This window comes from Dyella kyungheensis, assembly GCF_049913195.1.
Classification (GTDB): domain Bacteria; phylum Pseudomonadota; class Gammaproteobacteria; order Xanthomonadales; family Rhodanobacteraceae; genus Dyella; species Dyella kyungheensis.
This window is the reverse complement of the sequence record NZ_CP183983.1, coordinates 3,256,518-3,282,841: the sequence shown is the minus strand read 5'-3', so window position 1 is coordinate 3,282,841 and position 26,324 is coordinate 3,256,518. Positions and strand designations below refer to the sequence as shown.

The 26,324-nt window shown below is 64.3% G+C and carries 23 protein-coding genes; 11 read left to right on the top strand and 12 right to left on the bottom strand.

Annotation, left to right across the window (positions count from 1 at the left end; all coding sequences use genetic code 11):
* Positions 1–62: 62 nt before the first annotated feature.
* The 3 genes from ACN9MB_RS14760 to ACN9MB_RS14750 all read right to left on the bottom strand — a co-directional run bounded on the left by ACN9MB_RS14760 (position 63) and on the right by ACN9MB_RS14750 (position 3,034).
* The gene (locus tag ACN9MB_RS14760) at positions 63–662 is read right to left on the bottom strand and encodes a GNAT family N-acetyltransferase (protein WP_426269420.1); all 600 of its coding nucleotides are present in this window, start codon (positions 660–662) and stop codon (positions 63–65) included.
* 25 nt (positions 663–687) lie between these two features.
* The gene (locus ACN9MB_RS14755; RefSeq protein WP_426269419.1) at positions 688–1,779 is read right to left on the bottom strand and encodes an alpha/beta fold hydrolase; all 1,092 of its coding nucleotides are present in this window, start codon (positions 1,777–1,779) and stop codon (positions 688–690) included.
* 91 nt (positions 1,780–1,870) lie between these two features.
* The gene (locus tag ACN9MB_RS14750) at positions 1,871–3,034 is read right to left on the bottom strand and encodes a WD40/YVTN/BNR-like repeat-containing protein (RefSeq protein WP_426269418.1); all 1,164 of its coding nucleotides are present in this window, start codon (positions 3,032–3,034) and stop codon (positions 1,871–1,873) included.
* A gap of 744 nt (positions 3,035–3,778) precedes the next feature.
* On the opposite strand from ACN9MB_RS14750, the gene ACN9MB_RS14745 reads away from it, so the two are divergent.
* Complete coding sequence (locus ACN9MB_RS14745) at positions 3,779–5,353, top strand: putative bifunctional diguanylate cyclase/phosphodiesterase (RefSeq protein ID WP_426269417.1); 1,575 nt, start codon at positions 3,779–3,781, stop codon at positions 5,351–5,353.
* Positions 5,354–5,362: 9 nt separating this feature from the next.
* Here the strand turns inward: ACN9MB_RS14745 and ACN9MB_RS14740 are convergent, their stop codons facing one another.
* Both ACN9MB_RS14740 and ACN9MB_RS14735 read right to left on the bottom strand, forming a co-directional pair.
* A complete protein-coding gene (locus ACN9MB_RS14740; RefSeq protein ID WP_426269416.1) occupies positions 5,363–6,373 on the bottom strand; it encodes an asparaginase in 1,011 nt (336 codons plus the stop codon).
* A gap of 20 nt (positions 6,374–6,393) precedes the next feature.
* Positions 6,394–7,488 (bottom strand): alpha/beta hydrolase family protein, encoded by a 1,095-nt coding sequence (locus ACN9MB_RS14735; RefSeq protein ID WP_426269415.1) that lies wholly within the window; start codon positions 7,486–7,488, stop codon positions 6,394–6,396.
* A gap of 304 nt (positions 7,489–7,792) precedes the next feature.
* On the opposite strand from ACN9MB_RS14735, the gene ACN9MB_RS14730 reads away from it, so the two are divergent.
* Together ACN9MB_RS14730 and ACN9MB_RS14725 are read left to right on the top strand one after the other, a co-directional pair.
* Positions 7,793–8,653 (top strand): TolB family protein, encoded by an 861-nt coding sequence (locus ACN9MB_RS14730; protein ID WP_426269414.1) that lies wholly within the window; start codon positions 7,793–7,795, stop codon positions 8,651–8,653.
* Positions 8,654–8,752: 99 nt separating this feature from the next.
* Positions 8,753–9,418, top strand: coding sequence for a LysE family translocator (locus ACN9MB_RS14725; RefSeq protein WP_426269413.1), 666 nt, complete (start codon positions 8,753–8,755; stop codon positions 9,416–9,418).
* Between the two features lie 35 nt (positions 9,419–9,453).
* Here the strand turns inward: ACN9MB_RS14725 and ACN9MB_RS14720 are convergent, their stop codons facing one another.
* From ACN9MB_RS14720 to ACN9MB_RS14710, 3 genes are read right to left on the bottom strand one after another with little or no spacing between them, the layout of a single operon-like run.
* Entirely contained in the window at positions 9,454–10,077 is a 624-nt protein-coding gene (locus ACN9MB_RS14720; RefSeq protein ID WP_426269412.1) for a DNA-3-methyladenine glycosylase, read from the bottom strand.
* Between the two features lie 38 nt (positions 10,078–10,115).
* Positions 10,116–10,625 carry a G/U mismatch-specific DNA glycosylase gene (mug, locus tag ACN9MB_RS14715; RefSeq protein ID WP_426269411.1) on the bottom strand — a complete coding sequence of 170 codons (510 nt, stop codon included), beginning with the start codon at positions 10,623–10,625 and terminating at the stop codon, positions 10,116–10,118.
* 16 nt (positions 10,626–10,641) lie between these two features.
* The gene (locus ACN9MB_RS14710; RefSeq protein ID WP_426269410.1) at positions 10,642–11,271 is read right to left on the bottom strand and encodes a TetR/AcrR family transcriptional regulator; all 630 of its coding nucleotides are present in this window, start codon (positions 11,269–11,271) and stop codon (positions 10,642–10,644) included.
* Positions 11,272–11,371: 100 nt separating this feature from the next.
* Between ACN9MB_RS14710 and ACN9MB_RS14705 the strand changes: the two genes are divergently transcribed.
* Entirely contained in the window at positions 11,372–12,313 is a 942-nt protein-coding gene (locus ACN9MB_RS14705) for an aldo/keto reductase (protein WP_426269409.1), read from the top strand.
* A gap of 4 nt (positions 12,314–12,317) precedes the next feature.
* On the opposite strand, the gene ACN9MB_RS14700 is transcribed toward ACN9MB_RS14705, so the two are convergent.
* Positions 12,318–14,072, bottom strand: a complete 1,755-nt coding sequence (locus tag ACN9MB_RS14700; RefSeq protein ID WP_426269408.1) for an MOSC domain-containing protein — start codon at positions 14,070–14,072, stop codon at positions 12,318–12,320.
* A gap of 93 nt (positions 14,073–14,165) precedes the next feature.
* On the bottom strand, positions 14,166–15,122 hold the full coding sequence (gene tehA / locus ACN9MB_RS14695; protein ID WP_426269407.1) for a dicarboxylate transporter/tellurite-resistance protein TehA: 957 nt from the start codon (positions 15,120–15,122) through the stop codon (positions 14,166–14,168).
* A 242-nt stretch (positions 15,123–15,364) separates the two neighbouring features.
* On the opposite strand from tehA, the gene ACN9MB_RS14690 reads away from it, so the two are divergent.
* Complete coding sequence (locus ACN9MB_RS14690) at positions 15,365–15,613, top strand: hypothetical protein (RefSeq protein WP_426269406.1); 249 nt, start codon at positions 15,365–15,367, stop codon at positions 15,611–15,613.
* Here ACN9MB_RS14690 and ACN9MB_RS14685 read toward each other — a convergent pair.
* A complete protein-coding gene (locus tag ACN9MB_RS14685; RefSeq protein ID WP_426269405.1) occupies positions 15,573–15,878 on the bottom strand; it encodes a hypothetical protein in 306 nt (101 codons plus the stop codon). The genes ACN9MB_RS14690 and ACN9MB_RS14685 overlap by 41 nt on opposite strands.
* A 298-nt stretch (positions 15,879–16,176) precedes the next feature.
* Here ACN9MB_RS14685 and ACN9MB_RS14680 point away from each other — a divergent pair, with 298 nt between their 5' ends.
* Both ACN9MB_RS14680 and ACN9MB_RS14675 read left to right on the top strand, forming a co-directional pair.
* On the top strand, positions 16,177–18,108 hold the full coding sequence (locus ACN9MB_RS14680; RefSeq protein ID WP_426269404.1) for a PAS domain S-box protein: 1,932 nt from the start codon (positions 16,177–16,179) through the stop codon (positions 18,106–18,108).
* A gap of 111 nt (positions 18,109–18,219) precedes the next feature.
* Entirely contained in the window at positions 18,220–19,536 is a 1,317-nt protein-coding gene (locus ACN9MB_RS14675) for a DUF1214 domain-containing protein (protein WP_426269403.1), read from the top strand.
* A 48-nt stretch (positions 19,537–19,584) separates the two neighbouring features.
* Here ACN9MB_RS14675 and ACN9MB_RS14670 read toward each other — a convergent pair whose 3' ends face one another.
* Positions 19,585–21,084 (bottom strand): DUF1254 domain-containing protein, encoded by a 1,500-nt coding sequence (locus tag ACN9MB_RS14670; RefSeq protein WP_426269402.1) that lies wholly within the window; start codon positions 21,082–21,084, stop codon positions 19,585–19,587.
* Positions 21,085–21,303: 219 nt separating this feature from the next.
* Here ACN9MB_RS14670 and ACN9MB_RS14665 point away from each other — a divergent pair, with 219 nt between their 5' ends.
* The 4 genes from ACN9MB_RS14665 to ACN9MB_RS14650 all read left to right on the top strand — a co-directional run bounded on the left by ACN9MB_RS14665 (position 21,304) and on the right by ACN9MB_RS14650 (position 26,264).
* Positions 21,304–23,019 (top strand): M28 family peptidase, encoded by a 1,716-nt coding sequence (locus tag ACN9MB_RS14665; protein ID WP_426269401.1) that lies wholly within the window; start codon positions 21,304–21,306, stop codon positions 23,017–23,019.
* Between the two features lie 69 nt (positions 23,020–23,088).
* The gene (locus ACN9MB_RS14660; RefSeq protein WP_426269400.1) at positions 23,089–23,925 is read left to right on the top strand and encodes a PhzF family phenazine biosynthesis protein; all 837 of its coding nucleotides are present in this window, start codon (positions 23,089–23,091) and stop codon (positions 23,923–23,925) included.
* Between the two features lie 153 nt (positions 23,926–24,078).
* Positions 24,079–25,560 carry a DUF4118 domain-containing protein gene (locus tag ACN9MB_RS14655; protein ID WP_426269399.1) on the top strand — a complete coding sequence of 494 codons (1,482 nt, stop codon included), beginning with the start codon at positions 24,079–24,081 and terminating at the stop codon, positions 25,558–25,560.
* On the top strand, positions 25,557–26,264 hold the full coding sequence (locus tag ACN9MB_RS14650; RefSeq protein ID WP_426269398.1) for a response regulator: 708 nt from the start codon (positions 25,557–25,559) through the stop codon (positions 26,262–26,264). The genes ACN9MB_RS14655 and ACN9MB_RS14650 overlap by 4 nt, the downstream gene beginning before the upstream one ends.
* Positions 26,265–26,324: the final 60 nt, after the last annotated feature.

The window sequence follows — 26,324 nt, the reverse complement described above, 5'->3', positions numbered from 1 at the left end:
GCAATATGTCGTGACGTAACCATGCAGCCTGCGCCTTGTGCGCGTGTACACAACCGGCGGATTCAAGCGACGACGAGTCGAGCCATGAGCCTGGCTTTCACCTCGGGCCATTCCTCGCGCACGATGCTGTAGAAGGCGGTGTCACGAGGGCGACCGTTGGCTTCGATCTTGTCCTTGCGCATGACGCCCTCGAACACCGCGCCGATCTTCTCCAGCGCGCGGCGCGAGCGGGCGTTGTCGGCCTTGGCGCGGAACTGCACCCGGTTGACGCCGAGCACGTCGAAACAATACGCCAGCAGGATCTGCTTGCACTCGGTGTTGACGCCGCTGCCCCAGAACTCGCTGGCGATCCAGGTCACGCCGATTTCGATCTTCTTGTCCTGCGGGTGGATCTCCAGCAGGCGGGTGGTGCCGATCACGCGACCGCCATCGCGAAGGCAGACCAGGAACGGATAGGCCTTGCCGAGCGCTCTGTCGTTCAGGGCCGCCCTGAAGTTGGGATAGAAGATCGCAGGGTCGGAGTAATCCACTGAAGTCAGGCGCCAGATCTCGCGATCGCGCCCGACCTCGAACAGTTCGTCCAGGGTTTCCTCTTCCACCGGACGAAGTTCGATCATGTGACCCTTGAGCAGCAAGGGGTGTTGCAGCGTTGGCGTAGTCAAGATGCACCTAACAGTGGCGGTTCGCTCACGGGGCCAGCGGACGCACGTATTGCAGCAGCGCGCCCAGCATATGACCCGGTTCCTCGATCATCATCATATGCCCGGAGTTCTCGAACCAGACGAAGTGCTTGTCCGGCGCCTGCAGGCGCTCGAACCACGACCAGGCCACGGGCGAGGGAATCAGCTCGTCGTGGCGGCCTTCGAACAGGATGACGGGGCAGTCGAGATGGTCGAGCGAACGGAAGCTCGCCTTCGCCATCAGCGGCGCCACCAGCTTGATGGTGAAGTCGCTGCCTTCGCCCCAGGCCTTGATGTCGGCGGACGAATAATCGGGCGACAGGTGCGGCAGGCGGTAGTAGAAATCGCCGTCCTGGCGGCCCGCGAACAACGCGCCGTAATGCACGGCCCACTTGCGCTCGCCGTCGATGCGATCGCCGGCAAAGTCGCCGGGATAGGGTTCGAGCGCCTTCAGCTCCTTCACCGCCGCGGTGTTGTTGTCCTTCAGCGCCTGCTGCAGCGTCCACTCGAACCCGTTGCGCTCGCCTTCGACGGGGTCGATGAACTGGCCCATGCCGATGTACGCGTAAAGCAGGTCCGGCCGCTTGGCCGCCACCGCCATACCCACCACCGAACCCCAGCTGTGGCCCAGCAGGAACACCTTCTTCTTGCCGTACTTCTGGCGCAGCTGTTCGATCAACTCGATGGTGTCGTCGCGGTAGCGATCCACCGTCATCGTCGGTGCGAGGGTCTTGGGATCGTTCAGCGGGTAGGAGCGTCCGGCACCGCGCTGATCCCATTGCACCACGGTGAAGTAGTCCTCCCACGGGCGCTGGAAAGCCCATGCAAAAGGCATTTCCACCGCACCCGGGCCGCCGTGGACATAGATCAGGATCGGATTGCCGCGATCCGCGCCGCGAACGTTGACGACCTGGCGTGCGCCACCCAGGGTCACCTCGAAGGTTTCCTGCACGCCGTGAGGCGTCACGATCTTGTCGAGCCCTGCAATGACGTTGCGTGCGTCGGCGTAGCGATCGGTGGTGTCGTCGCCAGCGGGCGCAGCGAACACGGGCAGGGCAACGACCAGCGCCATCATGGCGGCCAGCAAACGGTGGATCATGGTTTTCTCCAACAACGAGGATCGATGATGCGAGCGACCGCGCGTCGGTCGCACGGCCGCCGATAAGGCGCCAGGGTACGTGCGCAAAGGGTTACGGCTTGTCGACGTGTACCGGCGTCGCCGCATCGGGCACGTCCGGCAACTGCTCGCTGGTGTACTTGTAGACGTCCGAACCGATCGCGTAGGCGGTGAAGTGCTTGCCATCGGGCAGGATGCGGAACTTGTTGATCACGCGGCCCATCGCCACGGGGTTCCAGTGCGCCCCGCCATCGGTCGTTTCGAAGCCGCCCTTGTTGGTGCCGACCCAGCCCAGCTCGGCATTGGCGAAGCCCACCCCGAACTCGGTGACTTCCTTGTTGTCGACCAGGGCGATCTCGTTCCAGTTCTTGCCGCCGTTGGTGGTCTTGGCCAGCCAGCGCTGGGTGACCTTGGTATCCGTGTCGTAGTTCTGGATGGTGGCGTAGCCCACGCTGCGCGACGGGAAGTAGCCCTTCCAGATCAGCTCGCTCTTGCGCTGGGATTCGTACGCACGCTTCCAGTGCGCGCCGCCGTCGTCGGTAGTCACGATGACGGCGTGCGATTTTTCCAGATCCGCGTCGGTGCCGCCGAAGATCACGCCATGCTTCGCATCGAAGAATTTCACATCGACGATCATGGCCAGCCACGGTGTCATGTCGATGTTGCTCCAGCTCTTGCCGCCATCCAGCGAACGCAACAAGCGGGCCGGGCCACCGACGCGACCGGCGGCATCGATGATGGTGCTGGCCGGGTTGTGCGCATCGGGATGAAGCACGTCGATGGCGCAGATGCCCTGCATGGGCGGGCCGGGGATGGTGGTCACCGGGCTCCAGTGGTCGCCGCCGTCGGTGGTTTCGTACAGCGGCGTGTTATCGGTGACGCCCGGGAAATAGCCGGTGCCGATGTTGCCGGCAAACCCATGCCGGGCGTCGACCATGCCGATGGCGCGGAAATAAGTGCCCGGTTGCTTGAGCACGTTCTGCCAGCTGCGTCCGCCATCCGTGCTGCGCCAGATGTTGCCCTTGCCGTTGACGTAGAAGCCCAAATCCTGGTTGACGAAGTAGATGTCGTCCTGCTTGCCCTTGTACGGCTCGGTGGGAAGCTTTTGCCAATGGCTGCCTTCCTGCGGCGTCAGCGGCGCGTCGTTGACGGCAGCAAAGCTTTGGCTGCAGGCCGTGGCTAGCAGGGCGAGCGCGAGAGGGCGAGCGAAATGGGCGAAGACCGCGTTGTTCGGCATGAAGTGCACCTGGCTTGAATGAAATCCCTGTCCGGGGCGGCACCTACCAGGCGTCGCGCCTTGGCACCTTCCGGTCCTGATCGATCGTTTCATCGACGAAGCCAGCGTCCTTCGTGGTCAAGCGCGATAGCGGCGCGGGCTGGTTGAATGTCGATGTCTGTCTCGGTTGCGAATCGAGCGCGTGGCAGCTTAGCCAGCCCGACTCGCTTCATCCCGTGCCCATCGACACATGACTGATGGCATGACTGTGTTTGCGCGGTGCACGATGATCGCGACCGTGATTTGTTCTCGCAGCGCGCAGGACGCTGGCAGGAGCCCCGCCCACGCTTCGTCAGCGCGCCAACGACATGCTCGATCCATCACGATGCGTCGCAACATCCAGCGATGGTCGACACACACGCCACTGCTGTTTTAAGTTTCTCGATGTCGTGCATAACGATCGAAAACTTCGCGCAAGCTAACGCTCGCCAGCCCGCAGTTTCACTAAGGCGAAGCGTATGGATGGCCATTTGATCGAGCGAGAACGCAGGCTAGAACACCGTTTCGCAAGGTCTTGCGCTCAAGGCTTTGTACGTGCGGCCGAACAACAGACGGGAACGTGGTGAAGTCGCCACGCGCAGGGCATCCATGGCAGATCTACTAGATTCAAACAAAGGGCGCGCGCTGCATGCAGCGGACAGCATCGTCGAGCGCCTGGGCAAAGCGGTCCGCAACTCGGATCAACTCAAAGGAGCGGGGGCATTCATGGTGCGTCATCGCGTTCGGATCATGGATGGTTTTTCGATCATCCTGCTCACTTGCCTGCTCATCTACTACTGCTTCGAGTACGAGGTGTTCGAAGCGTTCTCGCGGGACGACGCGCGCGGCAAGTCGATCGACCTCAACGAGATGCTGCTGATCTCGTCCTTCGTGCTCGGCTGCATGGTGATCTTCACCATCCGCCGGCTGCGCGAGCAGAAGAAGGAGACGCGCCGGCGCGTGGCCGCGGAGCAGGAAGTGCGCGCATTGGCTTATCACGATGCGCTGACCGGGCTGCCCAATCGCCGCAGCTTCGACGACGCATTGCTCGCCGCCGTGAATTCGCCGCCGCGCGCGGGCGGCAGCCATGCGGTGCTGTTGCTCGACCTCAACGGCTTCAAGCGCGTCAACGACGTCTTCGGACATGCGGTAGGCGACGAAGTACTGATCCGTGTCGCGGGGTATCTCAATGCCTGCCTGCGCGAGGACGATCTGGTTGCGCGCCTCGGCGGCGACGAGTTCGCCATTCTTTCCAAGCATCTGTCGGGACCGGAAGCCGCCACCAGCATCGCCTTGCGCGTGATCGAATGCCTGGCATCCCCCGTTACCACCGGCGACGCCCGGCACCTGATTGGCGTGGGCATCGGCATCGCGCTGGCGCCGCAGGACGGCACGACGCCGGCGGAAGTGTTGCGCAAGGCGGATATCGCCCTGTATCGCGCCAAATCGCGCGGCTATTCCGATCTGTGCTTCTTTGAAGAAGATATGGACGTCCACGTGCGCGAACGCCACCGCGTGGAGCAGGAGCTGCTGGCGGCCCTCGACGAAGGGCGGCTGCAGGCGTTCTACCAGCCGCTGGTGGAACTGAAGTCGCGGCAGATTCGCGGCTTCGAGGCTCTGGCTCGCTGGAACCATCCGTTCCTGGAAGATCTCTCACCCGATCGCTTCATCCCCATCGCCGAGGAGAGCGGCCTGATCGGGCGCCTGACCGACCAGTTGCTCGAACAGGCGTGCACGGACGTTGCCGGCTGGCCGGGCGACGTGGTGCTTGCGTTCAACGTCTCGCCCACGCTGTTGCACGACTCGGAGTTCCCGACGCGCGTGCTGGCGATCCTGGCGCGTTCCGGCCTGCCGTCGTGGCGCCTCGAACTGGAAATCACCGAGAGCGCGATGGTGAAGGACCTGAAGGCCGCGCAGGAATGCCTGGGCTTGTTGCGCGCGGCCGGCGTGAAGATTGCGCTGGACGATTTCGGCACCGGCTACTCCAGCCTCTATCACCTGCGCAACTTCAAGGTGGATCGCCTGAAGATCGACCGCAGCTTTATCGAAAGCATGTCGACCGACAAGGACAGTGCCGCCATCGTGCGCGCGCTGGTCGGTCTCGGCGCGGGACTTGGCCTGGAAGTGACCGCGGAAGGCGTGGAAACGGGCGAGCAGGCCCGGCTGCTGGAAGAGCAGGGTTGCGCCCAGGTGCAGGGCTTTCTGTTCAGTGAAGCGGTGTCATCGCGCGAAGCGAGCCAGCTGGTGTTTTCGCGCTGGGCGAAGGAAGGCGAGGGCGACGCGCTGGCGAGCGCTCCGTAAACCGGATCGCTAATACTGCTTGAACCAGGCGCGCAACTGATCGAGCCGATCCGTGCGTGCCAGGCCCAGCGCGAGCAGGATGCGCGCTTTTTGCGGGCTGAAGTCTTCGCCGGGAATGAAGCCGTGCTCGAGCAGATAGCGCCGTCCCGCCACCCGGCCCGACGGCGCGCGCGAGCACTGCACCACCGCGATGCCCGACCGCACGGCTGCTTCCAGCGCGACTTTCTCGGCGCCCGTGGGAATGCCGGGAGCCAGTCCGGCCGAGACGATGCCGCGCGCGCCTTTGGCGATGGCGGCTTCGATGAAGGTCTCATCGGCACCCGCATAGGAGTAGACGATGTCGACGCGTGGCAACGCCGGTGCATCCGGCATGTCGGCAAAGTCGGTGGCCGGCGCGTGCGGTCGATCCACTCGCCGGTAGAAATGGATGCCGTCGGCATCGATCACTCCCAGCGCGCCCGATTCGGCCGAACGGAACGTGTTCAGTCGCAGGGTGGAGGTTTTCACCACATCGCGGCTGGCGTGGATTTCGTCGTTGAGCACGACCAGTACGCCGCGTCCGCGCGACTGCCGCGCTTTCGCCACCTGCAGCGCACTGAGCAGATTCATCGGCGCATCGGAACTGACGGCGCTGAACGGACGCTGCGCGCCCACCAGCACCACGGTCTGCGCGATGTCCAGGGTCAGGTTGAGGAAGAACGCGGTCTCTTCCAGCGTGGCCGTGCCATGGACGATCACGAAGCCCATGAGCTGCGGCTGTTCGCGCGCGAGCCGGTGCAATGTTGCCCGCAGTTCGAACCAGTCGGCCGGCGTGATGTTGGTGCTGCCCACTGAGCGGAACGGCACCGCCATGACGGAGGCGATGGTCGCCACTTCGGGAATGCGCGCCAGCAGCTCGCCGATGCTCAGCTTGCTGCCGTGCTCGGGATAATCCATCAAGTCGAGCGACGAAGTACCCAGCGAGGAGAGCGTGCCACCGCACCCGATCACGGCGACTTCTGGCGATTGCGTTTCCTGCATGGCGGCTTCCCGTGTCGTGTTCAGTGCGGCGAGGCGGCGTCCGGCTTGTGAACCGTGCGTGCCAGCCAATCGGCCAAGGTGAGGAAGTAGGTGGGATTGGCGGGCGCTTCGGTCTTCATCGTCTTGGAATCATAGGCCATGGGGTTGCTCGCGGGCGGCGGCATCATCATGTGGTCCGCGCCGGGTATCACATGGAACTCGACATTCGGATGCGCGGGGGCGAGTTGGGCCAGGCGTTCCATCGACTCATGCACCGATACCCAGGGATCGTCGGAACCGAACAGTAGCAGCACGGGAATCTTCAACGACACCAGCGGCGCGGTCGGGTCGTAATCCATCTCCGTGCGCCAGCGGGACCGTTCCGGGTGTCCGCTCACCGTCGGTTCCATGAAGAGGTCGTCGAACCATGGCTTCGTTTTCGCCTTGTCCAGCGCCGCTTGTGCATCGGCAGTGCTGACTGTTCCGCGCAGATAGTTCTCCACCGCGTGGCGGGTATCGACCGCTTGCTGGATATCCTTGGCGCCATAGCCCTTGGTGAAGAGGATATTGGAGACCGCCCCGGCCATCTGCTGCGCGGGTGTCTGCAGCGGCGCCGAGATGGAGACGACGAAGGCGGCATCGGGGCTGCGCGTGGCCGCCAGCACGGCGAGCCAGCCGCCCTGGCTCAGGCCCCAGAAGCCGATGGCGTGGCGGTCCACGTGAGCGTCGCCGGCGATGGCCTGTTGCGCTGCCACGGCATCGTCGGCCAGCAGCTGGTAGTCGGTATCCTCGATGTTGCCTTTGGATGCACCGCTGCCACGACGGTCGTAGACGAAGGTGGCGTAACCAAGGCGTGGCAGATCCTGTTCGAGATGGCGATAGAGGCCGAAGTCCCGCGTGGATGCCATCGCGGCATGCGTCACCACCAACGCAGGCAGATGGTTGCCATGCTCGGGATAACTCAGCGTGCCCACCAGCTCGACGCCATGACTGTTGAAGTGGATGTCGCGCGTCGCGATCCTGATGGAATCATCCTGGTGCCACGGCGATTCGGCGGCGACCTTGCCGGCGGACATCAGGCTGATGGCTGCAAGGCATAGCGTTAGCGGGAAGCGGCGCAATCTTGAAGGCAACATGGGTACTCACACGGGGCGTGGGGATATCGCTGGTCCGTTCGTTACGGCGGCCGATGGTGCCGGCATGCGGCAACAGGCATGCCGCGCCGAGGCTCGGAGGCGGCGACAGGCAGCTTATCGAAGGGACATTTGCCTGGCCTGTGTCGATGGACACATGACCGATGACCTGCATGTATCGACACGTCCGCCGCTTGCGGCGTCTCATGCGCCGCTCGTCACGGCGGTGGCACCAGTCGACACAGAAGCTTGGACCGCGCGTCGACGGCGACCTAGCCTCGGCGCGACTTTCCGAGGGTCCTGCCTGATGCGCTCTCTATCCCTGTTGGTTCTTCTGCTCGCCGCGGGCACCGCGCATGCTGCCGAACCCTGGCAGCAACCCAATGACGCGTCGCTCGCGTTCTCGCCCGATGGACACACCGTCGTGTTCTCGCGCGGAGAGGGCGCGACCCGTCACCTCTATACGACCGAGCGCAGCAACGCGGACTGGTCGGCGGCCGCCTTGCTGCCCTTCTCCAGCGACTGGATGGATCTTGAGCCGGCGATGGCGCCCGACGGCAGCTATCTGGTATTCGCCTCCAATCGACCGGCGCACGCGGGTGGCAGCGCCATCGACGGCTATTTCAACGGCAAGCCACGACCGGGACGTGGCGGCAACCTGTGGCGTGTGAATCGCACCACGCAGGGCTGGGGCACGCCACAGCGCTTGCCCGATGCGATCAACGACGGCACGTCGATCTTCTCGCCGGCTCTGGCCGCCGACGGCAGCCTTTATTTCATGAAGCCCGATCCGGTAGGCGGCAAGTTCCGCCTCTATCTCAGCCGCAGGAAGGGCGGCCAATACCAGGCGCCGACGCCGTTGGGTTTCAGCGATGGCATCACCGGCGATTTCGATCCTGCGGTAGCACCCGACCAGTCGTTCATGGTGTTCAGTTCGTCGCGACCCCCATCGACCAGCAGCGGCAGCGCACTGTTCATTACCTTTGCCACTGGGCACGGTTGGAGCCCGCCGCAACCCTTGGGACCGACGGGCATCGAGGCGCGGCTGTCGCCGGATCTCTCCACGCTCTACTACAGCGGCGACGATCAACGCATCCACAGTTTTCCGTTGGCCGACTGGCGTGCCCGTATGGAGGGGCACGGAGCAACTGCGCCGACAGCGAAGTAGCGTTGCGACGGGCCCGCGTGGCCTGCCGGGACGCACGCTGTAGACATTGGTCACGACTTGCCCGGCCGTCCACACCCGCGATCCATTGAGCCGATCATCATGCACGCTGCCTCCTTGTCCCTCGCCACCTTCGCACTGTTCCTGCCGGCCTGCTTTGCGCTCAACATGGCGCTTGGCCCGAACAACGTGCTGTCCCTGTCCAACGGCGCACGAGTGGGCATTCGTACATCGGTGCTGGCCTCATCGGGGAGATTGCTGGCGTTTGCGGTGATGATCGCCTTGTCCGGCGTCGGTCTCGGTGCACTGTTGCTTGCGTCGGAGCTGTGGTTCACCGCGCTCAAGCTGGGTGGCGCGTGCTACCTGGTATGGATCGGCGTGCGGTTGTTGCGCGCTCATCCCGCGTCGCTGCCGGCGGCGATGGCGGAGCGCAACATGCAGGAAGCCCCGGGCCGCACCGGCACCTTGGCACGGCTGGCCAAGCAGGAATTCCTGGTGGCCGCGGGCAACCCCAAGGCGATCCTGATCTTCACCGCGTTCTTTCCGCAGTTCGTCGATCGCGCTCACTACGCCGCCAGCTTCACCTTGCTGGGCACGACGTTCCTGTTGCTGGAACTGGCCGCCATCGGCATCTATGCGGCGCTCGGTGCGCGACTTGGCGCAGTTGCCCATCGGACGCAGGCATTTCTCTGGCTCAACCGCGTGAGCGGAAGCATGATGATCGGCTTTGGCGTCACGCTTGCCTTGCTGCGCCGGCCAGCGACCTGAGGCGAGACATCAGCTCGCGGCCCGCGCATGGTGAGTCAGCCGCGTTGAGCGGCCGTGCCGGAAACATAGCGACTGCCGGGCACGCTCCAGCGCCACGGATGATCCTTGCCGACGCTGATGCCGATGCGCGGACCGCCCACCACGTTCCTGGGCGGCGCCATGCCATCGTCGACGATGGCGAAGCCGTCCAGCGCGGTCACCAGATCGATGCCGTTCTGCGCGCCATTGATCGCCATCGCCTGGGTGAGACGGGCAGGTCCGCGACACAGGTCGCGGTCGTTCGCGATGCGTGGACGCGCGGCGCGCATCTGCGCAAGCCCCTGCAGCGGCTCCAATGCACGGATCAGCACGCCGCAACCGGAACCTTCCGGGCCGGATACGCAATTGGCGCACCAGTGCATGCCGTAGGTGAAGTAGACATACATGTGGCCCGGCGGTCCGAACATCACGGCATTGCGCGGGGTCTTTCCGCGATAGGTATGCGCGGCCGGATCGATCGCGCCGGCATAGGCCTCCACTTCCACGATGCGCCCCGCGCGACCATCCGCCGAAGCCAGCACCTTGTTGAGCAGGCGTGGTGCCAGCGTGGTGGCGGGGCGGTTGAAGAACGCGCGCGACAGGGGTTTTCCCGGCCAGGCCACCGGCTTTCTTTCAGCCATCCAAACGCTTCCGTGAATGCTGTCCGTCTTCGTGGCCATTACCGCACCGTGGCCAGATGCAGCGGCCGGTACGCATCGACCAGGCCGTCGAGCGAGAATGCGCGATTTCTTCCGCTGGGATTGGGCAACACCCAGACGATGGAACCTTCCATGGGCTCGGTTTGCCGGCCCCACGCAATCTCCCGTCGACCGCTCAGCGCGGCATACGCCGGTTTTCCCAGAAAGGCGACGAAGCGTGGCGCATGCCGGGCGATCTTCTGTCTGAATTGCGCCGCGGCAGTGGCGAACTCGTGCGGCGACAACTGATCGGCGCTGGCCGTCGGCCGCTGCACCACCGTCGTCAAGCCGTAACCGTAATCAAGAATGCGGCGATCCTGCTCGGGCGAAATCTCCATCGGGGTGAAACCCGCCCGATGCAGCACGCGCCAGAACCGGTTGCTGCGATTGACGAAATGATGGCCCGCTGTCGCCGCCGTCATGCCCGGGTTGATGCCGCAAAAAAGCACCGTGAGGCCTTCACCGATCAGGTCGGAAAGTTCGCTGCTCATCGCCGCCTGCACGACATCACCCGCACATCACCGCGACAGCCTTCTGCGCGAGCTTCTTCAGTTCCGTGCGTGAGCTGCCCGCGCGGGCGCGCACCGCCAGGCTGTGCATGGTTGCGGAGGCGAGCAGGGCGAGGGCCTTGGGATCGGCGCCGGCGCCTATTTCTCCGCGCGTGCGCGCCAGTTTGAAGCGTGCCTCGAAATCGGCATCGAGCTTGCGGAAGCCGTCCGCGGCAAGCGTCTGGATCTGCTCGTCGAAGGGCGCTTCGGTAATCGCGGTGCCAACCACGAAACATCCGAGCGCATGCTCGTCGCCGGAGAAGTAGATCGCCAGCGCCGCCTCGTAAACCTTCATCAAGGTCTCGGCCAGGGTTCCGCCGCTCGCGAAGGCCTTGTGCATCGCCTCGAATTTGCGCTCCCAGTAATGGGTGAGCGCCATGACGTAGATGTCGTGCTTGTCGCCGAACGCCGCGCGCAGGCTGGGCCGGTTCATGCCGGTGGCGGCCGAGATGTCGTCCAGCGAGGTGCCTGAATAACCCGTCTTCCAGAACGCCTCCGCGGCCTGGCGCAGGGCGGTTTCGGGCTCGTAGGCGCGAGGGCGGCCGCGCGGACGTTTTTCGGTCTTGGCTAGTTTTGTTCGTGATGGCATAAAAACTTGCCTCCCTTCGATTGTCGGATTATTATCCTACTCAGTACAAAATTCAATGGTGTCGGAGCCGGTCTCCGCGCACCGGCTATTGAGCACTACCATGAGTTCGACCGAACACCTTCGCCATACCCGTATTCCGCTTGCGCACGGCGGCGGCGCGATGCCAGCCGTCGGATTCGGCACGCTGATCGCCGATCGCTCTGCGGCCAGCCGGTCGATCACGGCGGCGCTGCAAACCGGCTTTCGCCACCTCGATGCCGCCGAGCGCTACCTCAACGAAGACGTGGTCGGCGATGCGGTGAAGCAAGCCTTCAACGCAGGCACGCTGACGCGCGAAGAGCTCTTCGTGACCAGCAAGCTGTGGAACACCAATCATCGCCCCGAGCGGGTCCGGCCAGCGTTCGAGGCAAGCCTTCGTCGGCTGCAACTCGATTACCTCGATCTGTACCTGGTGCACACGCCGTTTGCGTTCCAGCCCGGCGACGAGATGGATCCGCGTGACGAGCATGACCACCCGATCTACGACACCGGCGTCACCCTGGCCGACACATGGCGTGCGATGGAGCGACTGGTGGATGAAGGGCGCTGCCGCGCGATCGGCCTGTCCGACATCACGCTGCCGGCGCTGAAGGAGATTGTCGCCGTGGCGCGCATCCAGCCGGCCGTGCTGCAGGTGGAAAGCCACCCTTATCTGCCGGAATGGGAACTGCTCGAGTTCTGTCGGCAGCACGGCATCGTGCTGCTCGCCTTCGCGCCACTGGGCCATGGCATGGAACCGCGCATCGCCGACGATCCCGTGATCCAGGCGATTGCGCGTCGCGTCGACCAGACCCCGGCCCAGGTGGCGCTGTCCTGGGCAGTGCAGCGCGGGACGGCCTTCCTCACCACGTCCACCAACCCGGCGCATATCGAGCAGAACTTCGATATCGCACGGCTGCCCGACGATGCCATGCAGGTGATGCGACAAGGCATCGACACCCGCGTGCGCCTCAACGCGGTGGTGGAGACCGGCGTGCCGGGTTTCGTTCCGCGGCGCGCGTGAGACGTTACAGATCGAGTTCGATATCGTTCTCGGGCCGCGCGCAACAGATCAGCACGTTGCCATTGGCCGGCGCGTCGATGGGGTCGGGATCGTAGCGAACCCGGCCGGCGATCAGCGCGGTTTCGCAGGTATGGCACACGCCCATGCGGCACGACCAGCGCACGGGCACGTCGCACGCCTCGGCGAACTCCAGCAGGCTCTCGTAGCTGTCGGACCAGGGCAGCGATAGGCCGCTTCGACTGAAGGAGACGGTTGGCCCGTGTCCTTGCACGCCGACCGGTGGATGCGGCGGGCGCGTGGGCGCGGCAGCGATACCTGGCGTGATCGATGCCTCGCTGCCGAAGGTCTCGCTGTGAATGTTCGTGCCCGCCACGCCGATGCTGCCGAGACCGGCGATCATTGCCGTCATGAAGGCGGCAGGGCCGCATAGATAGAACTGCGCCGTGACGGGCACGCCCAGCTTCTGGAGGGTGGCTGCGCTGATGCGTTCGGACACATCGAAGTCGCGGCCCTGGCGATCCTCGGCGCGCGGCTGGCTATAGGCCACCAGCGCGTGGACATGCGGCAAGGCGCCGAGCAGTCGTCGAACTTCCTGGGCAAAGACTTCTTCGGCGCCATTGCGTGCGCCATGGATCCAGTACACCTCGCGACTCGCGGCGCCGCCGTCGGCCACCAGCTGATGCAGCATGCCCAGCACCGGCGTGATGCCGATGCCGGCACTCAGGAAAACCATCGGCTGGTCGCCGGCCTGCAGATGAAACGTCCCACGCGGCGCACTGACCTCGATCAGGTCGCCTGCGTGTACCTTGGCGTGGATGTAGCGGCTGCCTTCGCCGCTGCCCCGTTTGACACTGACCCGGTACATGCCGTCTTCGCCCACGTTGGAGAGCGAATAGCTGCGGGTGAGCGGTGCGCCGCCGTCCGCAGGCGCGATGCGCAACACCACGAACGATCCTGCCGCTGGAGGAGCCAACGCTGGCGGCTCGGTGGCGGCCAGCAGCAACGAAGTCACCTCGTCACTCTCCCGCGTCACGCTGGCCACCTTGAGCCGGCGAAAGCCTTGCCACGCGACATCGGGAAGGACGGCGGTCAACCCCGCATTGCCCTGCAGCTTGCCGGTGTTCGCCAGCATCGCGTCGAACGATTGCTTCCAACCCGGACTGAGCGAAGGCTCGCTCGACGCGCGACGGAGGCGATCATCCGGATGGCCGGGCAGGTAGAGCAGGCCGTCGACCTCGGCGACGGTCATTTTTTCCCGGCCTTGCTCGACCAGAACGATCTCGTCGCCCGCGCCGATCTCGCCTTCTTCCAGCACGCGGAAATAGAACCCGGGGCGGCGATGCGAGACCAGCAGCGCCGGCATGCGCGGCTCATCCATGCGTATGCCGACGCGATAGCAGGTGACGCGCGGCTGCGATACCTCGAACAGTGCGCCGCCGATGCGATAGCGATCGCCGATGCACACTTCGTCATCCGGCAGCCCATCGATGGTGAGATTCTCGCCGAACATGCCGTATTCGCTCAGCGATCGGCTCAGCACCTGTTCCCAGTAGCGGTAGGAGGCAAGCTGGTAGACCATCACCGCGCGGTGCACGCCGCCGTGGCCTTCCAGGTCGCCTTGTCCATCGCCATCGAGGTTGAGGCGCCGCGCCATCACGCGCCCGCTGACCGGGCGCTTCCATACGGCCGTCCGAACAACCTTGCCTCGCCATGCCACGTCCGCGGGCAGGCCGACATTGATGGAAACGACGTGACCCATGGCTCGTCTCTCTGCGCTTGCGGGGCAGGTGGGAAGACATGCTACTAGCCTCGACGATGCGGTGCCCGGCACGGGCAAAGGCTGCGTGCCAGCTCATTGCGCCGACCACAGCCTTCCTTGCCAAAGCATGCGCAGCGTCGCCACCGTCATCAGCATAATGATCAGGTTGCCACCCACGAACAGATACGGTGCAAGCAGGGCCCACGGCCCGGTTTCGCCATGCGCGATCAGGCGCAATGGCGCCGTGGCCAGCGCCGTGACACCGAAGGTAAAGCCCCAGTAGCTCACCGAGAATGGCTGCGCGCGTATCCATGGCAGCAGGCGCAGGAGTACCACGCCGATCATCAGTCCGTAGGCGAGCATCGCGTGGATGAACAGATCCGGCGGCCCGTGGCTCACGTTGATATACGCCAACGCACCCACCGTCGGCGGTGCCAGCTGGATGCCCAGGGTCGGGCGCATCATCGGCGGCATCGGCTCGGCGGTGTAAAGGCGGTGAAGCAGTACGGCATCGATCGCCAGCCAGGTAAACGCCCCGGCACCGAACGCCAGCTCGCCCCAGTCGGCGTAGCCAAGGTTCGCCACCACGGCGGCCGCCACGAATGATCCGCCCACCACCGGCAGATAAAGCGCGGCGGTGGTGTGCGTCTTGTCCCGTCCGCCTTCCCACAGCATGCCGGTCAGCCACACGGCGAAAGCGATCGTGTAGAGAAAGCCCAGCACGAACAGCAGCCATGCCAGCGAGTGCGAATAGCGCAGCACGGCGGCCCCGATCACCATGGCGGTGAGGCCGGCCAGGCCGACGAAGCAACATTGCACTGGGTGATTGATCTCGGCGAGCGCGGCAGGTCGCGCATAGATCCACTTGGCCGCGTACAGCACCAACAGGCAGAGCCAGATCAGCGTGGCGGCGGCGAGCAACAGCTCGCCCACCAGCGAAGGCAGGCCCCACACGTCGTGCGCGGCCCGCCACGCGTTGCCCAGGCCACCCACGCCAAGCACGATGCCAAAGAAGCTGGCGGGAACGATGGGCAGCTTGCGCAGTGCCACGGTGGAGCGCCTCCATGATGCCAGCGGCCCGCGAAGGCGCAGCCTTCCGCATGCCACCGTAGTCAGCCGGACGGGCTGATGCCATTGCACCTTGGTATGGCCGCTCGCCTGCCGTGGCGGAATGCCACGGCGGGTGCGGCGCGCGGGGAGAGGTGGTGGCGGGCATAACGCGCTAGCATCGGCACACGATGCCGCCATGCCCTGCGTTGCGCGCACTCGCTTTGACACGAGGAGCCAGCCCGATGATTCTCGCCGTATTCCTTCTCGCTCCGCATGACGTGAAAACCGAGCACGTCGACGAAGCTCTCGAACTGCTGGAGCGCGATAGCCGCTGGTTTTCGTTGCGAGGCGGTCCCCGCCAGCCGCAGGCCACCGATCGCGTATGGGATCCCGTGGCTGTCTATGCTCCCGACGAACTCAGCGAAGAAGAGTTCCAGGACCTCTACGAACTCAATCGGCCGCAGGTGCCGGAGCTGAACCTGAAGTATTGACTACCACGACGCTCGCCTGGCCGCTGGGCAGCACGGTTTGCGGAGCGAGCTGCGAGGGGTAATCGATATCCCAGTCCGAGCGCCCGTTGATGCGGCTGCTCGAGACCTCGCTCGCTGGCTCGCGGTGGGGCGCGCTGCGTGCGTTGGATGGGCTTGTGGGCTCCGCGCCGGCGGCGTGGCTGGCGCCCTGTGCAGCCAGCAGTGGGGACGAGGCCAGTGCCAGCAGCAGCGTGCTAGCGAGAATGCGCTTGCGTTTGACGGTCATGACATGAAGTCCGATAGGAGAGGCGACCACGCGCCTGAATGGCTCCCAGCGTGAAGAAGGCACTTTCGTTACGGAGCGCCTAATTTTGTCCATAATTGGATAATATTAGCCGACCCGCTGCGCGTCAAATATTTTGTTCATGATTGAACAAAAATACAGACTCACAGGAAAAGGGAAGGGCTCAAGAAGTCGCAACCTGTACGAAGCCAAAGCCGGCATTCCGTGCAACCTGTGTTTGACGGGTCGTACACGAACGCAGGGTGAGCATGCTGATTGATTAGCGAAGAGGTGGTTCAACGTGGCTGCGACCGAGAATAACAAGTACGAGCTCCTGGTGAGTTCGGTCGTGGACTACGCAATCTATCTGCTGGACGCCAATGGCATGGTCGATAGCTGGAACCATGGCTGCGAACGCAACACCGGTTATGCCGAGAGCGAAGCGCTCGGGCAACACTTCAGTTGTTTCTATACCGAAGAAGACCAGGCGGCCGGCGTTCCTGAGCAGACGCTGGAAAGCATTCGCCGCCACGGCAGCGTCGAAGTCGAAGGCTGGCGCCGAAAGAAGGATGGTTCCCACTACTGGGCCAACGTGGTGATGGACCTGATCTCCGGCGACGATGCGCACGTCATCGGCTATGCCTGCGTCACGCGCGACCTGACCGAACGCAAGGAAGCCAGGGAGAGCCTGCGGCGCAGCGAGGAGCAGTTTCGCCTGCTGGTGCAGGGCGTGGGCGACTGCGCCATCTACATGCTCGACACCGGCGGCTTCATCACCAGCTGGAATACCGGTGCCGCGCGCATCAAGGGTTACACGCGCGATGAGATCATCGGCAAGCACCTGGCCACCTTCTTCACCCCGGACGATCGCGCCAAAGGCGAGCCGCAGCGCTACCTGGCCATCGCCGCCGAAACCGGCCGCTTCGAGAGCGAGGGTTTGCGCATACGCAAGGATGGCTCCTCCTTCTGGGCCCACGCCATCATCGACCGGATCGACGACGAGTCGGGCCGGCACATCGGCTTTGCCAAGGTGACACGCGACATCACGGCGCGACGCAATGCCGACATCGCACTGGCGGAAGCGCGCGAAGCGCTATTTCAGTCGCAGAAGCTCGAAGCCATTGGCCAGCTCACCGGCGGCGTGGCCCACGACTTCAACAACCTGCTCATGGCCGTCATCGGCAGCCTGGAATTGCTCGAAGCGAAGGTGGCGCACGAGCCTTCGGCGCTCAACCTGGTGGCCAATGCGCTTTCCGGTGCCAGGCGCGGCGCGGCGCTGACCAAACGCATGCTGGCCTTTGCGCGCAAGCAGGAACTTCGCCCGTCCCCGGTGGATCCCAAGGCGCTGGTCAACGGCATCGGCTCGCTGCTCCAGCGTTCCGCCGGGCCCACGATCGTCATCGACACGGCATTTCCGATCACGCTGCCGCCGATCATGATGGACAGCAACCAGCTCGAACTGGCCTTGCTCAACCTGGTGACCAACGCGCGGGACGCCATCGACGAAGACGGGCATATCGTGATTGCAGGCAAGAGCGAAGTGATTGCGCAGCCAGTGCATCGCACGGGGCTGGCGCCGGGGAAGTATGTCGCTCTTTCCGTGACCGACAATGGGCACGGCATGGATCAGGAGACGCTCGATCGTGCCATGGAACCGTTCTTCACCACCAAGGGCGTGGGCAAGGGCACGGGGCTGGGCCTGTCCATGGTGCATGGCCTGGCTGAGCAATCCGGCGGAAGGCTCCTGCTGAAGAGTGCCTCAGGGCAAGGCACCACCGCCGAGATCTGGCTTCCTGTCGCCGAAACCCAGATCGAGCCCGAAAAGAAGGACGCGCTGCAGGTAGAAGTGGCCATGCGCGAAGACACGCACACCATACTCGTGGTCGACGACGACCCGCTCATTGCCATGACCATGGTCGCCGTACTCGACGACATCGGTCATCGGACGATCGAAGCACATTCCGCGCACGATGCGCTGTGCGCCCTTGAGCATCAATCGGACATCGATCTGATGATCACGGACTACGCCATGCCGAACATGAATGGGCTCGAGCTGGTCGATGAGGTAAGAGCGCGCATGCCGAACTTGCCGGTGATCCTGGCATCGGGCTATGCGGAACTTCCCTCGGGCGCCGCGTTCGATCTGGTGCGTCTGCCCAAGCCGTTCGGACGCGCGGATCTGATGGCGGCCATCCGCAAGGCGAGTCATGCGCACGATGGTAGCCAGGCGTGACCGTCGCAGGCGGTGGCTAAGTAAAAGTACCTGTCGGCAAGCGGTAACTTTGCCGACGAAATGACCGGTCCCGAAGGTGCACGCTGTCGGCTGCGCCATGGGAGATCGATCATGAATGTTCATCCGCGGTCCTTGAGCCTGATCCTGCTGGCATCCGTTGCCGCAACAGCCTACGCGCAGCCGGCAACGCCGTTGCCCACCGACAAGGACGTCAGCGACAGCTATATTTATCTGCTCAGCCGACTGCTGGTGCTCAACCAGGAACAGGCGGATTTCGCCAACGGCTTCCAGTGGAATCAGCTCGTTCACCGCAAGGTAGGCGAGGTGGACTGGCCCAATCCCAATCTCGATGTTGCTTATTCGGAGGCGTGGGTCGCCATCGATGAGAAGAGCTGCGCACTGGTGACGGTGCCCAAGGTGAAGGGCCGGTACTACACCGTGCAGTTCCTCAATGGTTGGGGCGAGACCCTGGCCAACATCAACGAACGCGTGTATCCACAGCACCCGGATGGCGAGTTCGCGGTTTGCCTGGACGGCGCCCAGGTCCAGCTGCCGGCAGCGACTCAGCGCGTGGATGTGTCCGCCAAGGCGCTGCGTGTGCTTTCTCGCGTGGAACTTGGCGCCAACCCCGACGAAGCCGTCGCGCTGCAGAAGAAGTTCAACATCCGCGCCAGCGGTCACCCGGCTTTGCCCGAGGTACCGAAGACGGTGAGGTTCGACATCGAGAAGTTGCCTGGTGTCGAAGCGTTCGAGTCGGCGACCGCGGCGTTGGATAGCGCGGCGGACACCAATCCGGGCATGGACAAGCTGCAGGCGAGCACGCGCGCCGTGGCCAAGGCAATCGAGGACCCTGCGGCGCGTCAGCATGTCGCCCAGGTGATCCAGCAGCAGGCGATTCCCGCGATCTACAAGGCCTCGCCGACACTCGGCGATGGCACCGTGAAGGATGGTTGGGCACTGCCTACGACGATCGGCGTCTATGGCAACAACTGGCTGCTGCGCACCCTGGTCAATCTTGGCGGCATCTGGGCCAACAGCTATGAAGAGGTGATCTACTACAAGGCCTTTGTGGGTCCTTCCGGCAAGCCGCTCAACGGCGACCATTCGTATGCGCTGCGCTTCGAGAAGGATCAGATGCCAACGTTGTTTGCCACGTACTTCTGGTCGGTGATCGCCGTCGATTCCGTCCATCGCCGGGTCTTGCCCAATCCGCAGAAGCGTTATCTGTTGAGCAACTTCTCGCCGTTGAAGTTCGACAAGGACGGCTCGTTGACCTTGTACTTCGGTGCCACGCCGAACGGCGCGCCCGAGAGCAACTGGATCCCGACGCCGAAGGGAACGGGCTACAGCCTCACCTTCCGCTTTTATCGACCCAAGGGCGCCGTCGCGGACCGCAGTTATTTCCCGCCGGCCTTGAAAGAGCGGTGAGGCCGGTGGCGGTGCGGCCCGCAGCGCAGGCTGCGGGCCGGGAACGGGCTAGCTTCCGGCCTTGACCGGCGGCGGCGTCCACTGTCCGTTGAGCACGCTGGTATCGGGCCAGTAGGTGCGAATGTAGAGGGAGAAGTCCTTGCCCTTGGGCGACGGCAACCAATTGGCGCGCTGGTTGGCATCGGTGGGTTCATCGGCTTGGATATAAAGCGTCAGGCTGCCATCCGCATTGAGCTTCAGATCCTTGTTCTTGGTGCCGAGCGAGAAGCGCTTGATCGGGTTGGGCACGAAGAAGTGCTGCGCGTCGTACAGGGTCAATGACCAGAATCCCTTCACCGGCGGCTCGCCTTCGGCGAACGTGACGGTGTATCGCTTGCTGCCGTTGAGGCGCGTGCCGGCGTCGTCCAGATCCTGGTAGAAGTAGGTAGCCTCGTTCGGCTTGTTCACGAAGATGTTGGATCGCGCCACCGCGGTGCGGGTGTAGTAGTCGGTGCCGAACATCGCGCCGTTTCTCACCGTGGTCCACTCGTGCGGCAGCGGTATGCCGAAGTTGTGGAACTGCAGGAGCGGAGTGATGATCGCTTGCTCCGCCTTGGCGGCTTCGTCGTCGATGGCCGCGCGGATGGCGGGGTCGGCTTTGGCCGCCGCAAGCAGCGCTTCGGCCTGGGCATAGATCGCCTGTTCGCCCGGCAACGGTTGGGCGTCCTTCAAGATCGCCGCCAATTCATCGAAGAACTTTGCCGGAATGACCTTGGGCGATTCGCCGCCACTGGGCTCAGGCGGTGGTGCAGGCAACGACGGCGCCTTGCTCCAGTCCGTTTGCTTCATCTTGCCGTCGAACTGCGACAGCGGGTACATGTCGATCTGGCTCACCAGCGGTTGTACCGCCGCGCGGTCGGCATCGGTATCGTCCATGAAGACACGCGGTATGGCGAAGCCCGTGTTGGAGTTGGCGCGAAACACCTTGGTGATGCCGGCAGGCACCGTGCCATGCCAGTCCGGTCCCACCAACAGGTAGAAGCCCGGCTTGGTGCCATACATCTTGCCCAGATCGACAAAGCTGTCGGTGCGAACGTCGACGATCTGATAGACCCAGAATCGATCGCCGAAGTCGGGAACCTGCACCACCACCGGTTCGACATCGAGCGCGAGAGGGCCCCCGCCGTAGACGACGTCCTGATTGGGACAGGCGACCTCACGCTCGCTGGGCTCGACATAGTTGTTGAGCATGCTCAGGCGATTGGGTGGCGCAGCAGGCAGCACGCCACCGAGACGTCCGGGCTCCTTGAGGTTCGCAAATCCGATGCGCCGGTTGTACACGTTGACCATCGGCCACGCCCACACATACACGCTGCGAGCCACCGAGCGGGCATAGGCTTCGGTGAGCCGCGTGCCCGCCACCGGGCCGGGCACGGTTTGCGCCACGGCGGCGGAGCTGGCGGCCGGAGGCGCGGGAGGAGGTGGTGCCGCCGTGGGCTCGGGACGTCCGCAGGCCGCGAGCGTCACCAGCGCAGCAGCCATGGTCGTAGCGTGAATGCGCGGCGTCATGATCCACCCCTCGGCAGCATTGAGGCATGTAGCTTGCGCCAGCGGCGTTTATCGATGCATCGGTAGAACTCGCCAGCCCGCCTCAGTAGTTCTACTGGGATCGCCGGGCATCCGCGATGTCACGTTTCCGCACCGCCCATCGTCCATGCTTCGGTGGCCTGGATCACGCAAGGCGGGTCGGGTCTGTCCAGACCGCACGGCAAAGGAACGGGACAAGCGATGGCAAGAGACTTCCGCTGCACGACTCATCGGAACGCCGGCGTACTGCTGATGATGGGCATGCTGATCGGCATGAGCGCGGCTTGCGCGAGCGATGCATCGCCCTCGTTTTCGGTCGACCAGCTCAAGCGCGACACACGCATCCTGAGCAGCGATGCCTTCGAAGGCCGTGCACCACTTAGCGCGGGGGAAGACAAAGCGATCGCCTATATCGGCGCTGCCATGCACGCGGCCGGACTCAAACCAGGCGCGCATGGCAGCTTCCTTCAAGCCGTGCCGCTGGTGCAGACGGAGACCTTGGCCGATCCAACCCCGCGGTTTGAGGTCACCGGGAACGCCCGGACCGTAGCGTTCTCTTACGGAAAGGACATCACGCTCAACACGCGAAGAAACCTGTCCCGGGTGGCGCTGCCGGGGACGGACGTCCTGTTCGTGGGCTACGGCATCCATGCGCCGGAGCGTCATTGGGACGACTACGAGGGTGTGGACGTTCGCGGTAAGACCGTGTTGATCCTCGTCAACGATCCCGACTGGCAAAACCCTCTCGGCGTGGGTGCCTTCGGTGGGGCGGCCATGACCTACTACGGCCGCTGGACCTATAAATACGAAGAAGCGGCCCGCCAGGGTGCCGCCGCTGCGATCATCGTGCACAGCGATGCGGCGGCGGGTTATCCGTTTTCGGTGCTCACCTCGAGCTTGAGCGGTCCCAGGGTTTCACTCGATCACAGCAACGAGCCGCTGCTGGTGGAGGCGTGGATCACTCGCGCGGGCGCCGAGAAACTGGTCGCCCTGGCCGGCGAGCGTCTTGACTCGCTGACAAAGGCTGCCGGGACACCGGGCTTCAGGGCGCGTTCGCTGGGGATCGCGGCGAAGTTCGATTTCAAGGTCAACGCGCGGACGGGCATGTCGAACAACGTCGTGGGTGTCCTGCCCGGAAAGGCCCATCCCGACGAATACGTCCTTTACACGGCTCATTGGGATCACCTGGGTCGCTGCCGTCCCGACGACAAGGGCGATGACATATGCAATGGCGCCATCGACAACGCGAGCGGAGTGGCCGGACTGCTCGAACTGGCGCGCGCGTTCCATCGAAAGGGGGGCGCGGGTCGATCCGTGATCTTCATGGCGACGACCGGCGAGGAGTACGGATTGCTGGGCTCGCAGTACTACGCCACGCATCCGCTCTATCCGTTGGCGCATACCGTCGCCGACATCGACATCGATCCGCTCAGTTACATGCTCGGTGCCACCAGGGACATCTCACTCGTTGCCGACCAAACCGAACTGGCCCGCACCGTGCGCGAGGCAGCCGCCGCGCAGGGAAGAACCGTCACCCCCGACACCTTGCCCGAGGCAGGCATGCGCTATCGCTCGGATACGCTGAGTTTTTCGCGTGCCGGCTTGCCGGTGGTCGTGTTGGGAAATGGCATCGACGTCATCGGCAAGCCACCAGGCTGGGGCAGCCGGCAACTGGACGACTATGTCACGCACCGCTACCACCAGCCTTCCGACGCCTACGATCCCCACTGGGACTGGTCAGGCGCGGTGCAAGATCTGGACTTGTATTTCGGCATCGGCCTGCGACTGGCCGAGGGACGGGATTGGCCCAACTGGTTTGCCAATGACGAGTTTCGCGCGGCCCGCGATGCGCTGCTGAAGGCGGCATGCAGCGACGCAACCAGCGCGTCCGGCCCCAGTCGTTGCAGCTCGCCTTGACCCGCCGGGATTGCCTCGACCCTGCCATCCTTGAGCTGGTACATATAGGCGTGTCATGCCACCCCACCCATGACTCCGTCCTGCCGTCACCCACAACCATCAGAGCCTGATGCAATGCAATCAATCGACTTCTACATGGTGGATGCTTTTGCCAACGCCACGTTCGGCGGGAACACGGCGGCAGTCTGCCCACTCAGCGAGTGGTTGCCGGATGAGATCCTGCTGAAGATGGCCAAGCAGCACAAGCAGTCGGAGACTGCCTTCTTCGTTCCCACGGATGAAGGTTTCGAGCTGCGCTGGTTCACCTCGCTGGGAGAGATAAATCTTTGCGGGCATGCAACGCTCGCGTCTGCCCACGTCATTTTCGAACACCTCGACGACCCCCGCGGCACCATTCGATTTTCGACGCGGTTCGTGGGGCCCTTGACGGTTACGCGCGAAGGCGCATGGATGACGTTGGACTTTCCCGCCTGGGAAACGGAGCCGTCGGCCCCGCTGCCGTTGTTGCTCAAGGCACTCGGTATCGGCGAATGCAAGGAAGTCCGCGTGGCGCGCGACTACCTGGTGGTGCTCGAATCGCAGCAGCAGGTCGAGGCCGTCCGGCCAGATATCAACGCGATGCTGCCGCTGGGAAAAATGGTCTGTGTGACTGCGCGAGGGAACGGGGACTATGACTTCGTCAGTCGTTTCTTCAGTCCTGGCGATGCCGTACCCGAAGATCCGGTCACCGGCTCGGCACACAGCATGCTCATCCCGTACTGGGCCAGAAAACTCGACAAGACCAAGATGCTGGCGCGCCAGGTGTCCGAACGCGGCGGCGACCTGCGCTGCCAGCTGGCGGGCGATCGCGTGCTGATCGGCGGCCAGGCAACCACCTACCTGATCGGCAAAGTGTTGCTGCGTTAAGCTGTTTCCACGGCTGTCTTCAGCCGCATCGGTCGGCTTCGCTATCGTTGCCTGGACGATGCCTGCATGTGCTACGTGGATGCGGCGGTGTACCAGGCCGCAATCCGCTTGGCGATAGCTGCGCCCACCAGCGGGCCGCTATCATGACGGGCGATGATCCCGTATCCCGCACACATACCGTCGCGCCCGTTCCAGTACCGGGTGCTGGTTTACGCCGTGGCAGCCTGCGCCTTCACCACCGGCATCGCCGCCTTGCTGTTGCGGGTGTTCGATCTGTCGAACGTGGTGATGGTGTTCCTGCTCACCGTGATGCTGGTGGCGCTGCGCTGGGGGCGGGCTGCAGGCGCTCTGGCTGCCGTTGTCGCCGTGGCCAGTTTCGATTTCTTCTTCGTGCCGCCGGTGTGGTCGTTCCACGTCTCCGACACGCAATATCTCTTCACGTTTCTTCTGATGCTGGTCGTCGCGCTGATCACCGGCCAGCTCGCTGCCCGCCTGCGCGCCGAGGCGGTAGGAGCGGCGGCGGGCGAACGGCGGGCGAACGCCCTGGCGACGGTGGCCACGGATCTCTCCGTGGCCGTGCAGGACGAGGACATTGCACGCATCTGCGACACGCGCATCGGGCCCTTGCTCGACGGCAAGGTCACCCTGCTGCTTCCCGGCAGGGACGAACGCATGCCGTCGTCTGGCCATGGCGATACGGGCATCGCGCAGTGGGTGCTCGAAGAAGGACTGCCGGCGGGGCGTGGCACCGAGACGTTGCCCGCGAACAGCGCCACCTACCTGCCATTGACGACGCCTCTGCGCACGCGCGGTGTGCTCATGCTCGAACGCGGCGCGGCGCAGCCGCTGGATGCCGAGCAGCTCGGCCTGTTGCGCGCCTTCCAGTCGTTGCTTGCGCTTGCCATCGAGCGCGTGCACTTCGTCGAGGTTGCGCACGAAACCCAGTTGCGCGTGGAAGGCGAGCGTCTGCGCAACGCGCTTCTTTCGGCCGTATCGCATGACATGCGCACGCCGTTGACGGCCATCCGTGGCATGGCCGGCATGTTGGGCGAAAGCGAGGTGGCGCAGGCCATCGTCAATCAGGCCGATCGCATGCAACGGCAAGTGACGAACCTGCTGGATGCCGCACGCCTGCAAAGCGAAGGTGTGCGTCTGGATCTGCAATGGCATGCACTGGACGAACTGGTCGGCTCCGCGCTGGCGGCAACGCCGCTGGGTGCACGGCAGGTGGTGGTCGACATCCCGGCCGAGCTTCCCTTGGTGGAACTGGACGCCACCTTGTTCGAACACGTGCTGGTCAACCTGTTCGACAACGCGACAAAGTACACGCCCGGCGACGCCACGCTCTATATCCGGGCCGGCCACGCCGGCTCGAAGCTGCGCCTGCGTGTGGAAGACGACGGCCCGGGCTTTCCGCCTGGCATCGACATCCAGGCGCTGTTTGCCGAATTCGCGCGGGGGACGCGCGAATCGGCCGTACCCGGCGTGGGCTTGGGGCTGTCGCTGTCGCGCCGCATCGTCGAAGCACACGGCGGCAGCATTTCGGCCTCGCGCCGTGAGCCGCACGGCGCCTGCTTCGACATCCTCCTGGCTGCTGGCGAGCCGCCGGCCGTCGATCTGGAAGATCCCGCATGAACAAGCCACGCATCCTGGTGGTGGAAGACGAAACCGACATCCGCCGCTTTCTGCGCCTTGCGCTGGAACGCGAGGACATGACGGTATTCGAAGCCGGCGATGCGCTGCAGGCGCGCATCGATGCCGCCAGTCGCCAGCCCGACCTGATCGTGCTCGACCTCGGCCTCCCCGACGACGATGGCAAGGCGGTGATTCGCGATGTGCGTGGCTGGTCGTCGGCGCCGATCATCGTGCTGTCTGCGCGCGAGAGCGAGGCGGAGAAAGTGGCCGCACTGGAATCGGGTGCCGACGACTACCTGGTCAAACCCTTTGGCGTGCCGGAGCTGGTGGCGCGGGTTCGAGCCCAGCTGCGCCGCGCCAGCCTCGCCGGTGCGCGCGGACAGGCGAGTGCGATCGTGCGCTTTGGCGATATCGAGGTGAATCTCGCCACCCACGAAGTGGCGCGCCGTGGAGAAGCGGTGCACCTGACGCCGATCGAGTTTCGCCTGTTGGCGACGCTGGTGCGCGGGCAGGGCAAAGTGCTGACGCATCGGCAGTTGTTGATCGATGTGTGGGGCCCCGGCCATGCCTCGCGTTCGCACTATGTGCGCGTGTACATGGCGAACCTGCGGCAGAAACTGGAGGAACAGCCTGCGCGCCCCCGCCACCTGGTGACCGAGTTGCAGGTGGGCTATCGCCTCGCCGGCATCGTCGAGTCGTCTTGATGGCGTCTTGATATCGCGTCGGAGAATGCTGCACCGTCCTTAGATGCATGTGCCTAGCAT